The organism is Sporomusa termitida (genome assembly GCF_007641255.1).
In the GTDB taxonomy this organism is placed as follows: domain Bacteria; phylum Bacillota; class Negativicutes; order Sporomusales; family Sporomusaceae; genus Sporomusa; species Sporomusa termitida.
Map to the genome: position 1 here is coordinate 958,704 of NZ_CP036259.1, position 19,305 is coordinate 978,008.

Consider the following 19,305-nt stretch of genomic DNA (forward strand, 5'->3'; position numbering starts at 1 on the left):
TTGTGGTTTGTTTATTAGCCATATCCCGGGGATATGGCTATTTTAATTTCATCCAATATTTTCTAAAGAAATTCAAAGGAATGGATGATATAGTAAAAACATAATAACAGAAGGAAGTGTATCTATATGAAAATGGCAATGAAAAAAATAATCGTTTACTCTATGCTTGGCCTCCTGCAGGTTGGTATGTTCTCTTCCGTAGCGGCAGCAGCACCAGGCTCCTTACATAATAATGGTTCACAGCGCATAGCCAATCTTGACCGTAATGACCATGACCATAAGCGGAATGAGGACCGGCGGCGCAATCATGACGAGCGTAAACGCCAGGAAAAAGAACGCCATGAACGGGAGATGAAGCGGCGGCCCCATGAAAGCAACCGGGAATGGAAAGAACGCCAGGAACGTGAAAAAGACCGCCATGATAAGGCGTTACGCGAAATCGCCGCTTTATTAATTGGTATTGCTATTGGTTCCGGATCTTCTAATAACTAATCATTCAAAGGAAGCCGTTCAGCCTGCGGGGTGAGCGGCTTCTTTTTTTATACGGCTGAGCCGGAGAACGTGATCTTAATTCTTGTCTGCGGATTACCGGTGTATTGAGCCTGATTATAGTCTGTGGAAAACTGGGGATTATATGGTTATGATCATGATTTCACTGCTGCCTGCCTGGGCGGATCTCTGTTTGACATACTAGAACTGCGATTTGAGGGTAAATAAACAGATGCTGATCTTCTTTTTTAGAGTGCTTCTTATTTCTTCATTCTTGATTACGGCAATTAAATTAGGAGATTGGAAAAACTGGCAAAGATATTATCCGACCATTCTATTTGTTATGGTTGTTAATTTGGCTTCAAGTTTTATAACTTATCATCATATTTTGTGGAACTATAATCCGGACATCTTCGTACGGACGCAAACAACCATAGAGCTCCTTAATGCGTTTGTTCTGCTGCCGGCAGTGGCCTTTATATTTTTGTCTTTGTTTCCGTTTGCGAGAAGCAAAGTTTATCAAGCCGGCTATATTGCATTATGGATTTTGATTTTCAGTTGCATAGAATTGGTCGCCCATTACATAGTCGGCAGTCTGTCTTATAAAAATCAATGGTCCTGGTTTGACTCCTTTATTTTTGATATTGCTTTGTTCTCCGTTACCCGGCTGCATTATTCGCGGCCATTTTGGGCCTGGGGGATCAGTCTGATCATTACGGTTATCATTTATACCGGTTTTGGCTTTAGCGCCGGTGAGTTTAAATAGAATCAAATAAGTATTGGACTACCCCTTCCCTGAGAAGGGGTTTCCTTATATACTAATACTATTAAGGAAAAACTTTCCGTCTATGGAGGTAATACCGGTGGAATATAAATATATGGAACAAAGTCGATTGCCAGCCTGTACCTTGGATGAAGCCTTATTTTTCAAGCTGTGGGAAATCTTTGGCCAGGATGGTGAATTTCTCTGGCATGCTGCTGTTGGCACCGGTGATGACCTCCTGGGCAAGAGAGAGGAGCGGTCAACACAGACTGTTCAGAGTCTGGACGAACTGATTGCCCTTGCTAAATCGTTGTCCCATATTGATCAGCTCTCACTGACAATTGAAGTACCGGACCAAGGCACAATGGCTTTGTCTTTTAAGAATTTTGTTCCTGTCAGTGGCAGGATCATTGTCACCGGCCAGGAGGAAAAGTGGGTACAGGACCGTTTTGATGCCTGTTTAGCCCTGTTCAATGCCAGAAAAAAGGATTTGAATACATTAATCTATACCCGGCTGGGATTTGGCGTTGTTCAAACAGTCATACCGCTAAGCAGTATGTTTGTCGTTGTTATGCTGGCGGCCGGTCTGTTGATTCCTGCGGAAATCAGGCATAGTGAATGGTTGTGGTGGATAACGGCTGCGACCGTTGTTATTACTCTGCGCCTGGCCTATACTGTATCAGATAAGCTTATTTTGTATTGTATGGCAAACTACCCGTATATAAAGTGGCAAGAGCGCTAGTACCTTATCAGCTCTCGCCATTATTCTACCGCTTTAGAGCTGACAAGCTGCTAGCATAAACGCCCTGCCTGCCGCATACATACTACTGTAGCTGCGGAAGGAGGGAAAAAGATGATTATTAACTTGCGCCGCCTGTTTGATCACCGGAATATTTTTTACAGCATCATCGGCTTGTTTGCGATATCGGCTATGTATGTGCAAGTGACAGATGTAATTGCCGGCGGTCCAATGGCTATTGCCGGAACGCGTACCGACCAAAAGGTAGTAGCACTTACATTTGACCATTCGTGGGGCAATAAGTTTACACCGTCGATATTAGATACATTACAGAAAAATAATATTAAATCGACATTCTTTATTATGGGGCCCTGGGCTACGAAGTTTCCGGAAGTAGCTCAGCGTATTGCCAAAGACGGACATGAAGTGGCAAGTCATGGTTACCGGCATGAAAACTACGGCGACATGTCACCGGAGTGGATCAAAGAAGATATTTCAAAAGCCCATGCCCAGATTAAAGAGGTTACCGGCGCCGAGCCACGGCTGCTGCGGCCGCCGAATGGCCACTATAACCAGAAGTCACTAAAAGTTACCGATGAACTAGGTTATAAAACAATTATCTGGAATGTGGATTCACTGGACTGGAAAAACCCCGGGCGGGATGTCATTGTTGAGCGGGTCATGAAAAGACTTAAACCGGGCGCGATTGTACTCATGCATGCGTCCGATACCCCTGTGCAAACAGCTGAGGCGTTGCCGATTCTGATTGAACGGATTAAGGCTGAGGGGTATACTTTTGTCACTGTCGGCGAGCTGTTAGAAAAGTACGGGGATAAAGGGATACAGAGACATTAATAGGACTGAACCAAGAGTGGAGTTTCCACGCGCTTGTAATGTCTGGTGGGGAGCCGGCCATTGCACGGACGCGGGGGAGTGATCACTCTTTTACTTTTATTAGATCTGTGCAGGAATTTGGCGATATATAGCGAAACTGATATGATTGCATAAAGTACCAGGGTTATGCCGATAACTAAAATTACTGGCAGTTCCTGAGTGCTTGCTACACAGTGTGAGGTATGATGCCTTATATACAACTGCTGAATGATCAGTTGGCAGCGGCTGGCTATGGCCTGCGCCTTTTGAGCATGTACCCGGCTTGAATTTTTCCGCTGTGGGTGTATGAGGCCTTAATCCAAATAGCGCTAATTAGAGGAGGATTCCACGTGACGACAGGAAACCAGGAAATGATTTTAGTAATGGATTTTGGCGGCCAATACAGCCAGCTGATTGCCAGACGAATCCGCGAATGCGGGGTTTATTGCGAAATAGTCCCTTTTAATACCAATATTGAAAAAATTCGTCAGCTGGCACCTAAAGGTATTGTTTTTTCGGGTGGTCCGTCAAGTGTATACGGCGACGATGCGCCCAAATGTGATTCGCAGGTATTTGAAATTAACTTACCGGTGCTGGGAATTTGTTATGGTATGCAGTTGACGGCCCATACACTGGGCGGCAAAGTGGCCCATGCCACTACGCGCGAATATGGCAATACCCGCCTGTATGTCGATAAAAATGAGGGTATATTTGCGGCTATCGACCCGGAGACACAAGTGTGGATGAGCCACGGTGATTATATTACCGAACCGCCGGCCGGATTTTCGGTTACGGCTCACACTGGCAGCACCCCGGTGGCAGCTATGGAAAATCGCAGCCGGGGGATTTACGGCGTACAGTTCCACCCGGAGGTAGTCCATACTCCGGAAGGAATGAGAATGCTCAAAAACTTTTTATTCAATATTTGCCATTGTACCGGTAACTGGAATATGGGCTCTTTTGTTGATCAGGCTATTGCCAGAATTAGGGCCCAAGTGGGCAATAAACGCGTATTGTGCGCATTAAGCGGCGGGGTGGATTCCTCCGTTGCGGCTGTTTTGGTGCACCGGGCAATCGGTGACCAACTGACCTGCGTATTTGTTAATCATGGCTTTTTACGCAAAGGAGAGGCTGAGCAGGTTGTTAAAACCTTCCGGGACGGCTTTAAAATGAATCTAGTGTATGTAGACGCTGTTGACCGCTTCATGGCGCGGCTGAACGGCATTACTGAACCGGAAGCAAAACGCAAAATTATTGGTGAGGAATTTATCAGGGTGTTTGAAGTAGAGGCCGCTAAATTAGGTGAAATCGACTATCTGGTGCAGGGCACGTTATACCCTGATGTTATTGAAAGTGGCACTGCCACGGCTGCTGTCATTAAGAGTCATCATAATGTTGGCGGTTTGCCTGAAGATATGAAGTTTGAGCTGATTGAGCCGCTAAGGGATTTATTTAAGGATGAAGTGCGGGCCTTAGGTCTTGAAATCAATTTGACTGAGGATATCGTTTATCGTCAGCCTTTCCCGGGGCCTGGTCTGGCGATCAGAATTATTGGTGAAATTACGGAAGAACGGCTGGAGATTCTGCGGGAAGCCGATGCTATTGTCTATCAGGAGATTAAACAGGCCGGCCTTTACCGCAAAGTCTGGCAGTCGTTTGCTGTTTTGCCAGCGATGAAAAGTGTCGGGGTTATGGGGGATGAACGGACATACGCCTATACGGTTGGCCTGAGAATTGTGGAAAGCGAGGATGGTATGACAGCTGACTGGGTACGCCTGCCCTATGAAGTCCTTGATGCAATCTCGCGGCGTATTGTCAATGAAGTCAAAGGGGTAAACCGGATTGTTTATGATATTACCTCTAAACCACCTTCTACAATCGAGTGGGAATAGGATAAGTGTCGTAGGGCACTGCCATTTATCCGCCAAAGGGCAAAATGGCTTAGCCTGCCCGACATAGACAAAAAGACCTTGCAGAAGCTTTTCGAAGCTTCCTTGCAGGGTCTTTTTTTATCCTCAACCTGCGTAAATACTGGAATGTTCTGCTTTTCGAAAAGAAAGTCACCATGGAGTGGCGGGCATACCTGGCAAAGCCAGGGAGAATATAGGAAAATGCCCTTTGGAGAATAAATGGCAGTGCCCCACGACATGGTGATATTTTCTTTTTGGCTTTTTGGGAAAAAGCATAATGCTGTGATTTCCATGGATGTTGGCTTGAAACGCCCGTAACATGGGGCGGAAGCGCATATTCATGATTTTCTGTTTCCCAAAAATCTAATCTCCAATTCCCCCAAAACCGTCCATTTTCATTTTGGGGAAGTGTTTTTGGGAAAATGGAGTCAAGCAGCAGAGCGTTCCACACAAGGAGGTTTTGCAAGGTGAGGAAGAAAAATTTCAAGGGGCGTTGTGAGAAGCGTGTCATTGCCAAGTGCAGTGAGGTATGTAGGACATATGACGCCATACAGTACGCCTATGCGGATGTTCTGCAAGCGAGTGATGAAGTAAAAGAGATCAAGTGTAATGTCCCGCTTGATGGGCGGGACATTAACGAATACACATCGGATTTCATTTGCGTCAAGTCTGATAATGATTTGATGGTGCGTGAATGTGTATTCCGTAAGTTTCTGATGAAGCCGCTTACGGTCAAGCTACTGGATGCCTCAAGGGAATACTGGTTAAGGCATGGGGTCACAGATTGGAGGCTAGTCATTGATGAAGAAAAATGATTTGTTCAAGGACGGTAACAACATTATCAGGGTTTTAGAGGTAAAGCCTGACAAAATCCTCATTATCGACTGCATCAAAAGGACTATGCCCGTATGGGTGGAATCTTCGGTTTTGGATTCCTTCTCTGGCTGCACTGATGAAGTACTGAACGAGGTAATGAATTTTACTGCTGCTGATATTGATGCTTTGGATGCTGACCAGAGAAAAGCAATGTATGACCGTTACACGTTGATTGCACCGATCCTCCCTTTTATAGCGGATGAAAGAATGCGTTCTAAAGTTATCGGTTCCACTGCTATAGAACACAACATATCAAAGCAAACCATTAGGATCTATTTATGCCTGTATCTGGTCTATATGAATATAACAGTTCTTGCCTCAAGGAAGCGTCTGGATGATGATTTAGAGCTCACACAAGATGAAAAAAATATACGATGGGCTTTGAATAAATTCTTCTATACCACGAAAAAGCAATCTCTTATGACTGCTTATACCATGATGCTGAAAGAGAAGTATTGTGACAGTATGGATGTTCTGTCAAACGCATACCCGACTTTTTATCAATTTCGTTACTTCTATCGTAAAACAAAAAAGATGCAGAACTTTTATATTTCCAGAGACGGATTGAAGAGTTACCAGAGAAACAACAGGCCTCTTATTGGCGATGGTATACAATCGTTTGCTCCTGTCATTGGCGTTGGTATGCTGGATTCTACTGTATGCGATATTTACCTCATCAATGATGCTGGCAATCTTGTGGGCAGACCCATTCTAACGGCCTGTATTGACGCTTACAGTGGTTTATGTTGCGGGTATGTCCTATCATGGGCGGGTGGCGTGTATAGCCTTAGGGGGCTGATGTTGAACATTATAGCGGATAAAGCCGCTTGGTGTAAGCAGTTTGGTATTTCTATGAATGCAGAGGATTGGTTTTGTGACAAACTTCCTGCTACGTTGGTTACGGATATGGGGAGTGAATACAAATCTGAAAACTTTGAGCAAATTGCAGAGCTGGGCGTTAAAGTAATTAATCTCCCCTCGTATAGACCTGAATTGAAAGGCATGGTGGAAAAATTCTTTGATGTGATTCAGGCAACCTATAAAAAGCACCTGAAAGGAAAAGGTGTGATTGAGCCTGATTATCAAGAACGGGGAGCACATGATTACAGGAAAGATGCCTGCATGACCATGACGGACTTTGAGAAGATTATTCTTCACTGTATCATTTATTACAATTCCCAGCGGATAATTGAAAATTTCCCCTATACGGAAGCCATGATTGCCGCGAATGTGAAACCCTATGCAAGCTGTATCTGGAACTGGGGTAGATCCCAAATGGGAGCCAATTTAATTGAAGTAGGCACTAAAGAGCTTATTCTTACCCTTCTGCCGAGAACTACGGGTAAGTTCAGCAGGTTTGGCCTGAAAGTCAATAAAATGCGTTATCACTGTGACGGGTATACAGAGCAGTATCTTAAAGGCGGTGAGGCTACAGTTGCTTATAATCCAGAGGACGTTACTTCTGTATGGTTGTTGGAAAATGGAATATATGCCAAGTTTACCATTATTGAATCCAGATTTGAGGGTAAAGATTTGACTGCTGTACAGAGTTTACAGATAGCTCAGAGAGACATTGCCAAAGGAGCCAACCAGGATAATCTACAGGCTCAGATTAATCTTGTGCGGCATATTGAGGCAATCGCTGGCAGCGTCAGGAGCAGTGCCGATGTAAGCGTTAAGAATATCCAAGATAACCGCAAGCGTGAACAGCGTAAGCAACATAGAAACTATATGAAAGGAGCCAAGCCATGACAAATCTTTCAGATATCATCAACGTCCTGCCTCGCATGAAATCAGGGAATGAGTTGATAACTGCATTGGAAGTATTGCCAGGGTACAATTCTGAAATCCGTAATGGTGATGTTTCCGTAAGGCTTATGGCGTTATCGGACTTATACAGGGTGTATATTCCCTCGCAAATGTCGCTGGAAATCTACAGCAAACTGTATCTGGCCCTCTTGCGTTCTATGCAAAAAAAGGGAACGAAGCTGGCGGTTCAGCAGCAGAATCAGAACTACAGAGCTATCATGCAACAGGAATACAGCGGCATCATGGGCGGCTCTGACAGCTTTACGATCATTGGAACGTCTGGTATCGGTAAAAGTTCCGCTATCAGCAGAGCTATTAATTTGATTACAGAAAATCGAGTAATTGAAGCTGAGAATCCCTATACCAATGTTGTACCATGTGTGATTGTGCAATGCCCCTTTGATTCGTCTGTAAAGGGTCTGTTACTGGAGGTTTTGCGTAAAGTTGATGAAGTTCTGGATACCAAATACTATCAGAATGCGTTAAGAGCAAGGGCTACAACAGATATGCTCATTGGCTCTGTCAGTCAGGTGGCTCTTAATCATATCGGTATGCTGGTAGTGGATGAGATTCAAAACGTAGCCAACAGCAAAAACGGCAAAAGCCTGATCGGGTCTTTAACGCAGCTTATCAATAATAGCGGAATCAGTATCTGCATGGTAGGCACTCCTGAAAGCACCAGGTTTTTTGAATCGGCGATGCAGCTTGCACGACGTTCAGTGGGATTACAGTACACTACTATGAGCTATGACAAATATTTTCAAGAGTTCTGCAAGGTTATGTTCAGATATCAGTACGTGAAGCAAAGAACGGAAATCACGGATGGAATCATTGAATGGCTTTATGAGCATAGCGCAGGAATTACATCGGTTGTGGTAGCGTTGATTCATGATGCACAGGAAATCGCTATTTTAAATGGCAAAGAAATTTTGAATCTGGAATCTTTAAACGAAGCCTATCAACAGCGTTTATCTCTGCTTCATGGCTATATTCAGCCATCTGTTTCTCAAGGCAAGCAGACCTCTAAAATCAAGAGAAAAGCGCCTGTCCCTACTGCAATAGTTACGGAGAATGAAACTTCATATGATCGTATTAGTATTGCTGATTTGGTTGCCAAAGCCAAGAATGAAAGTATAGATATGGTGCAGCTTTTAAAGTCCAATATGCTTGTTGTGGAGGTAGCTGTATGATAGCTTATTTCCCTGCCGCATATCCAGATGAGCTACTTTATAGCCAGTTGGCACGATACTACACGAAATCAGGATACATGGCCTACACCTTTGCTGCCGAAGAACTGTTTGCATCAAAGTCTGTACGCCCAGATATGGATTTTATCAATAGTTACACTCCTGCCGCAGTACAGGCCATAACAAGGAATATATCCATGGAAGCAGTCATTGAAAAACATACCATGTTCCCTTGCTATGGGCGGTTTTTGCCGAGGGAACGCAGACAAAAAGCATTTCAGTCATTGGTATCTATGATGGGAAATTACTATAATCTCTTGCCGATACCTCAAAGCAAGAATGGCCAAGTTCGCTGTTTGCGCTACTGTCCGGCTTGTGCAGCTAATGACAGAGAACAATATGGAGAAGCATATTGGCATCGGATTTATCAGCTAATAGGGATTCATGTTTGCCCGGTTCATCGGTGTTACTTGATGGATAGCAGTGTGATGATCAGTGGGAAGGCTACGCCCTCTTTAAAAACAGCAGAGGAAATAATACCACAATCGGAATCATGCGTATTTGCGGATAACGAAATTGAAATCCGCGTAGTCGCTTATATGGCAGAGGTTTTTCAGGCTGATGTTGACATGGATTCATGTGTTACGGTTGGTGATTTTCTTCATTCTCAAATGGCTAATACCCAATATCGGTCTGTACGTGGAGAGCAGCGTAATATTGCACTCTTTCATGCGGATTTTACAGAGTATTATAGGGATTTGTCCCAAAACTGGTTTACGGAGTTATGGCAGACACAGAAGGTGTTGACGAATGATAGAGTGAACTTCTATGAAATCTGTCTCATGGCTATGTTTCTTGGTATTACCGCTGATGAACTGGTACATATGGAACTGCCGGAGAAAACACAACAACAGCTTTTTGATGAAGAGGTTTACAGACTTCATGAACAGGGTTTGAAGTATCCAGCTATTGCGAAAGCTCTCAGTGCACCATATGCGACTGTTAAGGCTATCGGTGAACGGAGGTATGGAACTTATCATAAGCCACCTAAAGCGTCACTTAAAAGCGGCGCAAAGCCTCAAAACTGGAATCAGATTGATGAGAATACACTACCACTTGTAAAAGAAGCTATCAGCCAGCTACAGGGTGATGGAACAACCAGACCTAAAAAGATTACTACTGTTGCTGTTGAAAAAATCTTGCATCTTTCCAGCAAAAAAATATCTCTTCATCTGCCAAAATGCCTCGCTGAGATACAGCGGCATAAAGAATTACAGGAACAATATTGGGCTAGGGAAGTAGCTTGGGCTGCACGTCAGGTAGAAGATAGTGGTGTCACTTTGACGTGGCGCAAAGTACGGGATTTAACGAATATGCGTCGTAGAGATTTTGAAGTCTGTCTGCCGTATATTCCTGATTACGCAGATGGTGAGTTTGCTGAGCAGATACTACACCTGCTGTGAATTAGTCAATAGTGGTGAGCGGTGAACGAATTGAGAAGATTATAAGTTTTTGAAGTATTTTATTCTCTCTTTTGGCGTTGTTTGTGGAGGCTCTAATTCTATGGTAAAATAAGCTAAACTATCGTAAGAAGACAAGACCAAAACTTTAAATGGAATAAATTTGTAAACAGGTTTTTTATGAGAGAATTTTCTTTAAAATCGCAAAAGAGGCTATAGCTTGGGTGTGTAGAACCAGGAAAAATCTCTTTGAATCTAGAGTAATAATTGATTGGTATTTTTGTAAGCGTGAGGATTTGGCATATCGTAAGAAGGACGGCTTTGAAATGATGAATAATGGATGCAAGATCCTTATATTGCGTACCAAGGTAGCTGGTTATAGAGATGATTTCTAATTGATTGTTCGGACATAAAATGTATTGGAGGATTGAATAATGGTTATCACTCCTAGAGGAAAGCAGGAAGAGGTTATGGCTCTTCCTGCAAAAGGACATATCGTTGTTTTAGGGACTGCTGGTAGCGGCAAAACGACCATTGCTTTGCTGCGCGCTCATCATCTTGCCAATATTCCAAATGGTGGGAAAGTCCTGCTCGTCACATTTAATGGTGCTTTAGTTGAATATATGCGTGGGGTAAGTAGTTCTCGGTCGACAAAGCTTGTAGTAGAAAATTATCACAAATTCGCCCGTGGCTATTTATATAGTCGCGGGAAAATGCCATCATGGAATGGAATTCTGGGTCCCGAAGAAAAAGCGTACTATATAAAACAAGCCGTGGAACTTTTGAAAATAAACTACCCGAAAGAGTCAACTTTTAATCGCCCCAAGGAGTTTTTTATCGAAGAGATTACCTTTATAGAAAAATTTGGATTTGCTAACCTCGTTGAATATAGTGAAGCTGAGCGTATCGGTCGTGCCTCCTCCAATATTAAGCGCGAAAATCGAAAATGGATTTTTGCGGTATACGAAAAGTACATAGAACTTCGCGAAGCCGCTGGTCGGAAGTATGATTGGGATGACATGGCGTTCTACGTCTTCAACGAGTTGCAGGATGATGTTGGCGAACGTAGATACACTCATATCATTGTAGACGAGGGGCAGGACTTCTCGCCTATGATGATTAAATCATTGGTAGAGGCAGTAGCTGATGGTGGCTCTTTTACTTTCTTTGGGGATGTGGCACAGCAAATTTATGGCAGTCGTTTGTCTTGGCGTGATTCAGGTGTGAATGCAAACAAGATATGGAGATTTAATGTGAATTATCGCAATCCTGCGACTATCACGACATTTGCGAAAGCCGTAACTCAAAATGAATACTGGCGGCAAGATGGAGATATGGTCGAGGCAACTGCTCAGATTGCTGAAGGGCCAAAGCCTATACTTGTGAAGTTCTCTGACAAGAAACGTGAGGTGGCTTGGGTCGTTGAACGGGCAATTGCTACAGGAAAGACAGCATCTACTGTAATTATCTGTAGAAATAGAACTGATATTGATACCTTATTACTTGCTCTAAAAAACAAGGGCTGTGCTGCAATTGAGATTAACAAGGACACTCCTGGTTTTGCTCATTTGAAGAAGTTATATATTACAACCTATCATTCTGCAAAGGGGTTGGAATTCGACAATGTGTTTATTCCATATCTGACTGAGGAAAAATTCCCTGACCCTGATATCGTTTCAGGCGCGGTTTCCAATGAAGATGCGTATGCAGATGAGATAAAACTTCTTTACGTTGCTGCAACCCGATCTAAATATGGACTTTATATGACTTACAGTGGCGCATTGTCACCGTTGTTTCCAGAGGATTCTGACAGCTACGATTTCCATGATGAGGAGGAAGTGATATGAGTGCATATGATATTTTGACGGCACGCAGAGTCACTCGTTTATGCCACTTTACGAAACTTCAGAGTCTAACGCATATCATCACTTCTGCGAATGGTGTTTTGGCGAGCAGTTCAATACGCCAAGATACAAAAACCGTGAACGACACTGTTCGTTATGACGGCGAATTAGATTTTGTGTGCTGCTCCGTGCAATACCCAAACTCGTGGTTCTTAAAAACGGCTATGCAGAATAATCCGGATAAAATTTTTAAAGATTGGGTTGTTCTATATGTCGACTTGAGCATACTAAAATATAAAAACGCAAAATTCTGTCCTTGCAATGCGAGCAAATCATGTGGAGCTTATATAAATGAAAACATGGATAACATCGACTCTATTTTCGCTACTTCTGTTTCCACTTTTGCTTATTCAAGGCCACTGAAGATGCTATCTTCCTGTCCGACAAATGGGCAAGCGGAAATATTGATAGAAAATAGTATACCGCGAGAATATATCACCGGCATCGCTGTTGGAAATGAGGAAGTTGCAAAGCGAGTCTATGCAATACTGAAAATGTATGATGTGGGGCATATCTCCCTTTACATCGCTCCAGATGTGTTAACTCCGAATTGGAGCAGTATGATTAGGAATGGTTGTCGACCAGACGAGATTCAGTGCGACTGGTCAGAGGAGGAGTAAACTATGTCTACGGTAATACCAACTAAAATAGAAAAATGTAAAGGAGCAATGCTGACCACCGCAATTGGTGACGCTCTGGGATGGCCTAATGAGCCGCGCTCTAAAAACAGGGCGAAAAATCCAAAGGTCGTCGACTACTTTGTTGAGTGGACGCGTAGTTCTAATAGTCCACGTTGGCATGATGAGAAGATTCTACCCGGTGAGTATAGCGATGATACTCAGTTGACGCTGTCTGTGGCACGAAGCATCATTGCAGGCGACTGGGAGAAGTTTCTCGCTGAAAAGGAACTTCCATTCTGGTTGAATTATGAGCGCGGCGGCGGTAGTGCTTTATTGAAAGCTGCCAAGTCCTATAAAGAGGGATTTTTTCTGTGGCAAACTAACCATACTCGCGGCTACTTTAATGCAGGCGGTAACGGTGCGACAATGCGTATTCTACCACATGTCATTGCGTCAGCGAAAACGCCCAATACCACTAAGCTAATGATGGATGTCATTAAGGATACACTTATAACTCATGGCCATCCACGCGCATTTTTAGGTGCAACTTGCTATGCATATGCACTGGATTATCTTTTGAGGAAAGAGACGGTTCTGGAATATGGAGAACTCGTTACTGCCGTAATTGATGGTCAAAATGACTGGGGCGCGAACCTTAATCCTGATATTTTTGGAAATTGGCTTAGCATTACCCAACAACATTGTGAATATGATTTTTTTGCGGAATGGGAAAACACCCGTGCCCGTATGGTAAGGCAACTTGAGTTTATAAGGGTTTCGCTAAAGAAGGGATTAATCCTTGACGATACAAAAGTACTGACTGATTTAGAGTGTTTTGGAAAGGCAAACGGCGCTGGAGATGTTGCTGCTTTAGCTGCCATCTATTTGGCGTCAAGATATGCCAATAATCCATCTCTCGGGATTAAAATTCCGGCGTTTTCGTTTGGTGCAGATACAGACACAATTGCCTCTATAACTGGTGGATTATTGGGGATGCTTAGTGGCACGAATTGGATTCCATCAGAATGGAAAGTAGTTCAGGATTATGATTGCCTTATCCAAATGACAGAGTTGCTTTTAGCAGATAACAAAAAAGAAGCTACCAAGGAGGAGGTTGCAGAAGCGAAAGCACAAAACAATCAATGGATAACTACACCTATTGGTAAGATGAGGTTTATTGATTCAAAAAGCGTTCCAAATGGTAAGCACGGCATCGTGATAATCGAAAAGTGGCAAACTATGCTTGGACAAACCTTATACACAAAGGCGTTTCAGGCTAATGAGATACAATCACAGTCTCGCCACCTTGACGGTCAGATACAGATGTACCAACAGCCTACTATTTTCGATGATATGGCTTCACAGACGCAGGTCAAATACGGTACGAAGCCAGCAGTATTACCTCAGGTAGCTCAGCATGAACAACAGAGTGTTACTGTACAAAAACAGTCACGGCAATTTGTCCTGACTTCGATGGCTATAGATGATTTACTTGGAAATCCAAAATTCAAAACGAATATTACCATCGGTAAAGTGTTGAAAATTATTAGGAGTTTGATAGATGGTAAAAAAACGAGTGCAGCTATTGCAAAGCAGTTTAATGTTGAGCAAGCAGTTGTCGAACAAATAGACAAATATGTACTATATACTGATCAAACATAAGAGTGCTATTAAAATCCCGCTATGTTTATAATCGTTACTGCACTACAGGAGCAGGCGGCGTCCTAAAATCTTGATAGTTTATGACTAACCATCTGTAAACGGGGGCAAGAGGCTGGAATTTTGGGATAGACCAGAAAAACGGCATTACCCTTACTCCGCTCTGCCGACATTGGACGCAAAACCAGCTTGAAACGTAAAATGTTCATTGCTGCTCTTGATGTTTCTTCTTTGGAAATAATTTTATTCCCATTAAAGTAAGTGCTTTTGCCGTGTCCAAATATAAACTTTATTGTCAACAATCAATTTATGCACAGCAACAGCGAGTTTTGCCAGTTCTTTTTGCAGTTCATTTATAGATGTAATCGTTTTTCGCTTTTTTTGCCGCCAAGCAACAACTGGTTATCTTTAGAAATAATAATTTCTCTGTCAATGAAACTGAAATTAGTTATGACAGGCTCGCCGGTTATTAACGAATAACCGAGAAGAGTTCCGTTTTTGTCTCTGAGAGGGTGAAGATGGTCGTCAAGGAATATTCATACGGATTCCCTTTCTCGTAAAGTATTATCAGCAAGCCAGAAATAGCACACATTAAAATTTATCATTGAGAATGAAAAATAGTTTGCAATAAATAAAGTCGTATCTTAGGCATTTTCAACCATATATTCTAAGCTTGATATACAATTACAATACAAAATAAATCCCCTGCTGTAACGGCAGCGAGGATTTATTTTATTTCAGGAGGTTTAGAAAATGGTCATTATAGGACGACATATCAACCGCAACACTACCAATCCGCTCTTGGAATATCTGCTCAACGACAACGGCGATACAATGGAGTTTATCAATGAGGATGCAGCACTAAGGTAGTTTTGAAATAAAAGGCTATACGGATGATAAGATTTACTGTAGACAGGCAACACCCGGAGACGCTGCTTGCAGAAGATTATGCCAACGGCGAGTATGACGATTGTCCGGTGTGCGGCAGGATGTTCGCATGTTACGGAAAAGCAGCGTGCCCAAATTATCATGCTCCGTATAGTAGGGAACTTATAAAAACAAATAAAGACACCAACTCAAAACCCTTTCCCATTTAATCGGGAAAGGGTTTTTCCTTATTGTCAGTAACAAAGGTTCCGTTTTCAGAAGAATAAACAGCTCCCTATTCCGGTCCTAAAAAGGAAACGTTTTATGGAGCTTAAAAAATGCTTATTTGGGATTGGACTTAAGGGGTTTCTACTTGTTTCAAAAACAAATATCCGCTTCTAAAAAATTAAAAAGGTCATTTATACGGGAAAAAAAAAGAAACTTCGAGCGGAGAATGTAGCGGTTCCTAAAAAGTACCTTTATGCGAATGGATTTAAGGAAATAAGCACTGCTATACTTTTAATGCGTAGGGAGGGGATATTATGATTAGCATTGATTTAGATAATAAAAATGAAGAAACTGTCTATAAGGCATTCAGTGTTGATGGCAATGAATCCGAAGCTTTAAATGACAGCTACTTAGAACTTTACGAGCTTATCGGTCGTGATGCTATGCTTAAATTGTTCAAATATTTCCGTGGTGATAAAATTGATTGCCCTATGAGGTTATATCGCCCTGATTTTATAGCAGAGTTAGTAAATCAAACAACAGATAGACGTGAACGCGCTAAGATAGCCAGAGCCGGCGGATATACCATAAAGTTTATAGAAGGCGTACTGGGCAAACGCAGAAAAGAAAACGAGTCTGAGGAATAAAATCTTCTTTTCTGCTTATGACCGAATATTAACTTTAGAGTGGATTGAACCATGTTTTGCCATAAATGAGGTAACAAATAAGGGCATGAGTATTCGTCCAAAGAGGGACCTTGAAAGCGATACCATATAAGTTGGCGTTGTTATTCGCGTAAGCGGTTACATAACAAACATAGTATAAAAAAGGAAGGAGAAGCAAAACATCACTAAAAGTGGACAAAATAGTACGTATTCAAATTTGAAAAGGGGCGAAAGAATAATGAGAAAAACAATTATACTTGCAATGGTTACGGTAATTATGTTGACAGCCAATATCGCATTAGCGGCACCGTTAACCGATTATTCAGCCGGAAAAACCGCTATTGATTTAACGTGGAGATCTTCTGATACTAAAACTAGTGGAACAGACGATGATGGAAGCTCCTGGGAAACATCGTTTGGTAAAAAACGTAATCTTGATTGGGGAATTACAACAGGTCTAGGTAATAATTTTGCTATTCAATATAATGGGCTTAATGCGAAATCGAAAGACGCAGTTTCCTGGAGTGCTACTGATGAAACTGGTATCTCCAACCTAAAACTAAAAAACCAAGAACTTAATGTACTTTATAAATTAAATAAAAACCTATCCGTTTATACAGGCTTAGTTTCAGTTAAAGCACAGGAAAATGCAACTATAACTTATACTGATGGAAGCCCTACTGAGAATGAAACCTATACTAGCAAAACTAAAAAGGCAATGCAATTTGGTTTTGTTGGTAGCACAAAGATAGCTGATAAAACAACAGCATATGCTGCTGTTGGAGTTGCTTCTAACTTTACAAATTGGAAAGTTGGCCTATCGCAAGAGATTAGCCCTAACATTGATTTCAACGTAGACTATCGTGGAATCAAAGTGAAAGAATTAGAAGCTGACGGCGAAAAGTTTGATGCAAGCTCCAAAGGCTTTGGGTTTGGTGTAACTTATAAATTTTAAAAAATCCAAGGCATGTTCTATTGCCTTGGGAGATTATAGGATTAAAAGCCTTTGGCGTTGGTTCTTTATCTTCTGTTATGGTTATTACTGTGAGTTCTGCTCTATATCGCAGCATCTAGACAGTTCCGCTAATAACGGGTGCAAAGTAAAGACAGTGCTGGCAGCACTGTCTTTTAGCATTATTTCATGTGAATTTATGATTTGGGTGTAGTTGTAGAGAAGAGCTTTGAGTTTAAAAGCAGCAGCAAAAGACTATGAACAGAAGAATGGTTGCTTTGTTTTCAGTTTTCTGTTAACAACTAGAATGATTAGGTGTGTAATAAAAAATACAGGATTTTTATCATAAATGGAAGGAAGGTCGGTTGTTTATATGGGGCTTTTCAGTTCAGCACTTTCTGGCTCAGCCGGGCTCAAGAGAGAATATGAGAACATGAGTAATCAAGAACTTAAGCGCAAGTACAATGAGCTTAAGGAAAAGGCAGCATCTCCATCGGCAAATATAGTCGTAAAAGGGTCTTTTGCAGCAGTATGCCAGGTGCTAAAAGAACGCGGTCTAATTTAAGGTTAACACACATGAATGAGAAGGGGACGTTCACTAATTGTCACTAACACATTGACAAATAAGGAATGTCCCTTTGTATCGTTTCTTTGTGAACCGCTTAAGTGTATCGCTAAAATTGGTGCGCCAATGCCCAAGGAACAAGTACAGTATACATCGTTATGTCTGGCTTTTCTACGGCTTACCAAGGTGGAATTTCATTTACCGGATTGGATTCTTCAATAGATGATTCCGTAAAATTTGGAAGCAATCCATCGGATTATATTAAATAGAAGGGGCAAGAAGAATATGAATACGTTATTAGTAATATTGCTATTGGTTTCTTTAATTGCTATGGTTGTTGGTCTTGTCAAACCAGGTCTGGTAATTCGGTGGGGAGAAAAGAAAACAAGACCGAGGGTACTGGTGATTTATGGTGGTTTATTTATAGTTCTTTTAATAGTCCTGGGAATGACGGGAAGCCCCAATAGTGAAAAAGCTAGTAGTCCTGATGGAAATAAAGCGGCTAAAGAGACCGTAAATAAAGAACCGGAAACAAAATATACATATGACAGTGCAGAGATGCGTGTTGGAGATTGGTGCATGGAACATCAATTTCCTAATAATCCTAAGCTTTCTATCAGTAAAGGAAAACCAGACGGTAGCTTCTATGAAAACGATGGTAAAAAATACTACTTATTTACCTTAACAGGATTGCAGCGCGCAGTTGATATTCTTGTAGATCCTTATACAGGAGATTTACTCTTCAATGATGTAGGGATTAAACCATACTCACTAAATACATGGTATGGTCAGTATCGGAAAGATTATGAGGGGGCAAATAAGACTTCATCTGACTCACGCCTAGCTGGTAGGTGGGTAGCAGACGATGGTGCCAGACTGGATTTTTCCGGTAATGGAATCGGAATAACCAACCTAAATTTATGGTCTTATGAATTTGGGCTTGGGGATAAAAATATAACTTGGAGAACAGAAAATGGTCGTTTAATAATTGCAGCAAAGCGCACCGTAAAGAGTAAATATTCATTAGGAAAGCAAGGATATGGTGATATTTTAACTATGGAGCACTATGGAAATTTCAAACGTACAGAGGGGACAGATGGACTATACGGAACGTGGATGCCTATTGATAGCGGTGGCGGTGGTATTCAGTTCTTTGAAGACAAGACAGGAAATGACCAAATTAATCGTTTGGGGAAATTTACCTGGTCAACAGAAAATGGATATTTAACGAGAACGTATAGCCAAGAACGTGTATTTGATTATACCATGGAAAACTCTAAGCTTATCATTTTCGGTAATAATGGCAACATTGTGTTTACAAAGGTAGGCTCATAAACAATTCGATTAGGGCGGGACGTTCATTGCGTTCCATCTTTTTTTTGATTGTTTCGTTGTAACTGTCTGACCATTGCTGTTGCTGTAAAACGCAGTAATCCAATCTCCTTTTCGTTCCTTTATATATTATAAAGAGGAGTAGGCGCAAGCCAAATCACCAGCTTCCCTATGCTATTCAAGCATATAAAAGCGATAAAACGGAGGAGGGATATTACCATGGGAAAAATCAAAATAGCGAGGATTATACTGTCGGCATTGTCGGCAATCGTCACTGCGGCAAAAGCTATCGTTGACTTTATTGTTTGTATCAACAAGTTGAAGACAGAAACTGCGTAACTTTTTACTCTGTGTCATTTAGGCAGAATGGCATGAAGCAGGGCTTCCCATCACGGGAGGCCCTGTTC

At 42.0% G+C, this 19,305-nt stretch carries 15 protein-coding genes; all 15 read left to right on the forward strand.

All coding sequences use genetic code 11. The features are described from left to right. Nucleotides 1–126 precede the first annotated feature (126 nt). The 15 genes from SPTER_RS04315 to SPTER_RS04385 all read left to right on the forward strand — a co-directional run bounded on the left by SPTER_RS04315 (nt 127) and on the right by SPTER_RS04385 (nt 18,901). On the forward strand, nt 127–492 hold the full coding sequence (locus tag SPTER_RS04315; RefSeq protein ID WP_144349212.1) for a hypothetical protein: 366 nt from the start codon (nt 127–129) through the stop codon (nt 490–492). A gap of 340 nt (nt 493–832) precedes the next feature. Beyond that, the gene (locus SPTER_RS04320; protein WP_246105483.1) at nt 833–1,255 is read left to right on the forward strand and encodes a CBO0543 family protein; all 423 of its coding nucleotides are present in this window, start codon (nt 833–835) and stop codon (nt 1,253–1,255) included. A gap of 97 nt (nt 1,256–1,352) precedes the next feature. After that, the gene (locus SPTER_RS04325) at nt 1,353–1,994 is read left to right on the forward strand and encodes a hypothetical protein (RefSeq protein WP_144349213.1); all 642 of its coding nucleotides are present in this window, start codon (nt 1,353–1,355) and stop codon (nt 1,992–1,994) included. 111 nt (nt 1,995–2,105) lie between these two features. Continuing rightward, nucleotides 2,106–2,846, forward strand: a complete 741-nt coding sequence (pdaB, locus tag SPTER_RS04330; RefSeq protein ID WP_144349214.1) for a polysaccharide deacetylase family sporulation protein PdaB — start codon at nt 2,106–2,108, stop codon at nt 2,844–2,846. A 389-nt stretch (nt 2,847–3,235) separates the two neighbouring features. After that, nucleotides 3,236–4,756, forward strand: a complete 1,521-nt coding sequence (gene guaA, locus SPTER_RS04335; RefSeq protein WP_144352747.1) for a glutamine-hydrolyzing GMP synthase — start codon at nt 3,236–3,238, stop codon at nt 4,754–4,756. A gap of 485 nt (nt 4,757–5,241) precedes the next feature. Next, nucleotides 5,242–5,589 (forward strand): hypothetical protein, encoded by a 348-nt coding sequence (locus SPTER_RS04340; RefSeq protein WP_144349215.1) that lies wholly within the window; start codon nt 5,242–5,244, stop codon nt 5,587–5,589. After that, a complete protein-coding gene (locus SPTER_RS04345; protein WP_144349216.1) occupies nt 5,576–7,402 on the forward strand; it encodes a DDE-type integrase/transposase/recombinase in 1,827 nt (608 codons plus the stop codon). Before SPTER_RS04340 ends, SPTER_RS04345 begins: the two co-directional genes overlap by 14 nt. Then, nucleotides 7,399–8,649 carry a TniB family NTP-binding protein gene (locus SPTER_RS04350; protein WP_144349217.1) on the forward strand — a complete coding sequence of 417 codons (1,251 nt, stop codon included), beginning with the start codon at nt 7,399–7,401 and terminating at the stop codon, nt 8,647–8,649. The genes SPTER_RS04345 and SPTER_RS04350 overlap by 4 nt, the downstream gene beginning before the upstream one ends. Next, a complete protein-coding gene (locus tag SPTER_RS04355; protein WP_144349218.1) occupies nt 8,646–10,109 on the forward strand; it encodes a TniQ family protein in 1,464 nt (487 codons plus the stop codon). Before SPTER_RS04350 ends, SPTER_RS04355 begins: the two co-directional genes overlap by 4 nt. A gap of 431 nt (nt 10,110–10,540) precedes the next feature. Further along, complete coding sequence (locus tag SPTER_RS04360; RefSeq protein WP_211367458.1) at nt 10,541–11,953, forward strand: 3'-5' exonuclease; 1,413 nt, start codon at nt 10,541–10,543, stop codon at nt 11,951–11,953. Continuing rightward, nucleotides 11,950–12,630: a DUF4433 domain-containing protein gene (locus SPTER_RS04365; protein ID WP_144349220.1), complete on the forward strand. Its 681-nt coding sequence runs from the start codon at nt 11,950–11,952 to the stop codon at nt 12,628–12,630. The genes SPTER_RS04360 and SPTER_RS04365 overlap by 4 nt, the downstream gene beginning before the upstream one ends. A gap of 3 nt (nt 12,631–12,633) precedes the next feature. Next, a complete protein-coding gene (locus tag SPTER_RS04370; RefSeq protein ID WP_144349221.1) occupies nt 12,634–14,292 on the forward strand; it encodes an ADP-ribosylglycohydrolase family protein in 1,659 nt (552 codons plus the stop codon). Between the two features lie 1,406 nt (nt 14,293–15,698). Further along, a complete protein-coding gene (locus SPTER_RS04375) occupies nt 15,699–16,031 on the forward strand; it encodes a hypothetical protein (RefSeq protein ID WP_144349222.1) in 333 nt (110 codons plus the stop codon). Nucleotides 16,032–16,287: 256 nt separating this feature from the next. After that, complete coding sequence (locus SPTER_RS04380; RefSeq protein ID WP_144349223.1) at nt 16,288–17,004, forward strand: porin family protein; 717 nt, start codon at nt 16,288–16,290, stop codon at nt 17,002–17,004. Between the two features lie 847 nt (nt 17,005–17,851). Beyond that, nucleotides 17,852–18,901: a hypothetical protein gene (locus tag SPTER_RS04385; RefSeq protein ID WP_144349224.1), complete on the forward strand. Its 1,050-nt coding sequence runs from the start codon at nt 17,852–17,854 to the stop codon at nt 18,899–18,901. Nucleotides 18,902–19,305 lie beyond the last annotated feature (404 nt).

What these genes read in the sequence shown, in the direction of transcription:
- SPTER_RS04315 (WP_144349212.1), top strand. Translation starts at nt 127, where the DNA reads ATGAAAATGGCAATGAAAAAAATAATCGTTTACTCTATGCTTGGCCTC.
- SPTER_RS04320 (WP_246105483.1), top strand. Translation starts at nt 833, where the DNA reads ATGGTTGTTAATTTGGCTTCAAGTTTTATAACTTATCATCATATTTTG.
- pdaB (WP_144349214.1), top strand. Translation starts at nt 2,106, where the DNA reads ATGATTATTAACTTGCGCCGCCTGTTTGATCACCGGAATATTTTTTAC.
- guaA (WP_144352747.1), top strand. Translation starts at nt 3,236, where the DNA reads ATGATTTTAGTAATGGATTTTGGCGGCCAATACAGCCAGCTGATTGCC.
- SPTER_RS04345 (WP_144349216.1), top strand. Translation starts at nt 5,576, where the DNA reads ATGAAGAAAAATGATTTGTTCAAGGACGGTAACAACATTATCAGGGTT.
- SPTER_RS04350 (WP_144349217.1), top strand. Translation starts at nt 7,399, where the DNA reads ATGACAAATCTTTCAGATATCATCAACGTCCTGCCTCGCATGAAATCA.
- SPTER_RS04355 (WP_144349218.1), top strand. Translation starts at nt 8,646, where the DNA reads ATGATAGCTTATTTCCCTGCCGCATATCCAGATGAGCTACTTTATAGC.
- SPTER_RS04360 (WP_211367458.1), top strand. Translation starts at nt 10,541, where the DNA reads ATGGTTATCACTCCTAGAGGAAAGCAGGAAGAGGTTATGGCTCTTCCT.
- SPTER_RS04365 (WP_144349220.1), top strand. Translation starts at nt 11,950, where the DNA reads ATGAGTGCATATGATATTTTGACGGCACGCAGAGTCACTCGTTTATGC.
- SPTER_RS04370 (WP_144349221.1), top strand. Translation starts at nt 12,634, where the DNA reads ATGTCTACGGTAATACCAACTAAAATAGAAAAATGTAAAGGAGCAATG.
- SPTER_RS04375 (WP_144349222.1), top strand. Translation starts at nt 15,699, where the DNA reads ATGATTAGCATTGATTTAGATAATAAAAATGAAGAAACTGTCTATAAG.
- SPTER_RS04380 (WP_144349223.1), top strand. Translation starts at nt 16,288, where the DNA reads ATGAGAAAAACAATTATACTTGCAATGGTTACGGTAATTATGTTGACA.
- SPTER_RS04385 (WP_144349224.1), top strand. Translation starts at nt 17,852, where the DNA reads ATGAATACGTTATTAGTAATATTGCTATTGGTTTCTTTAATTGCTATG.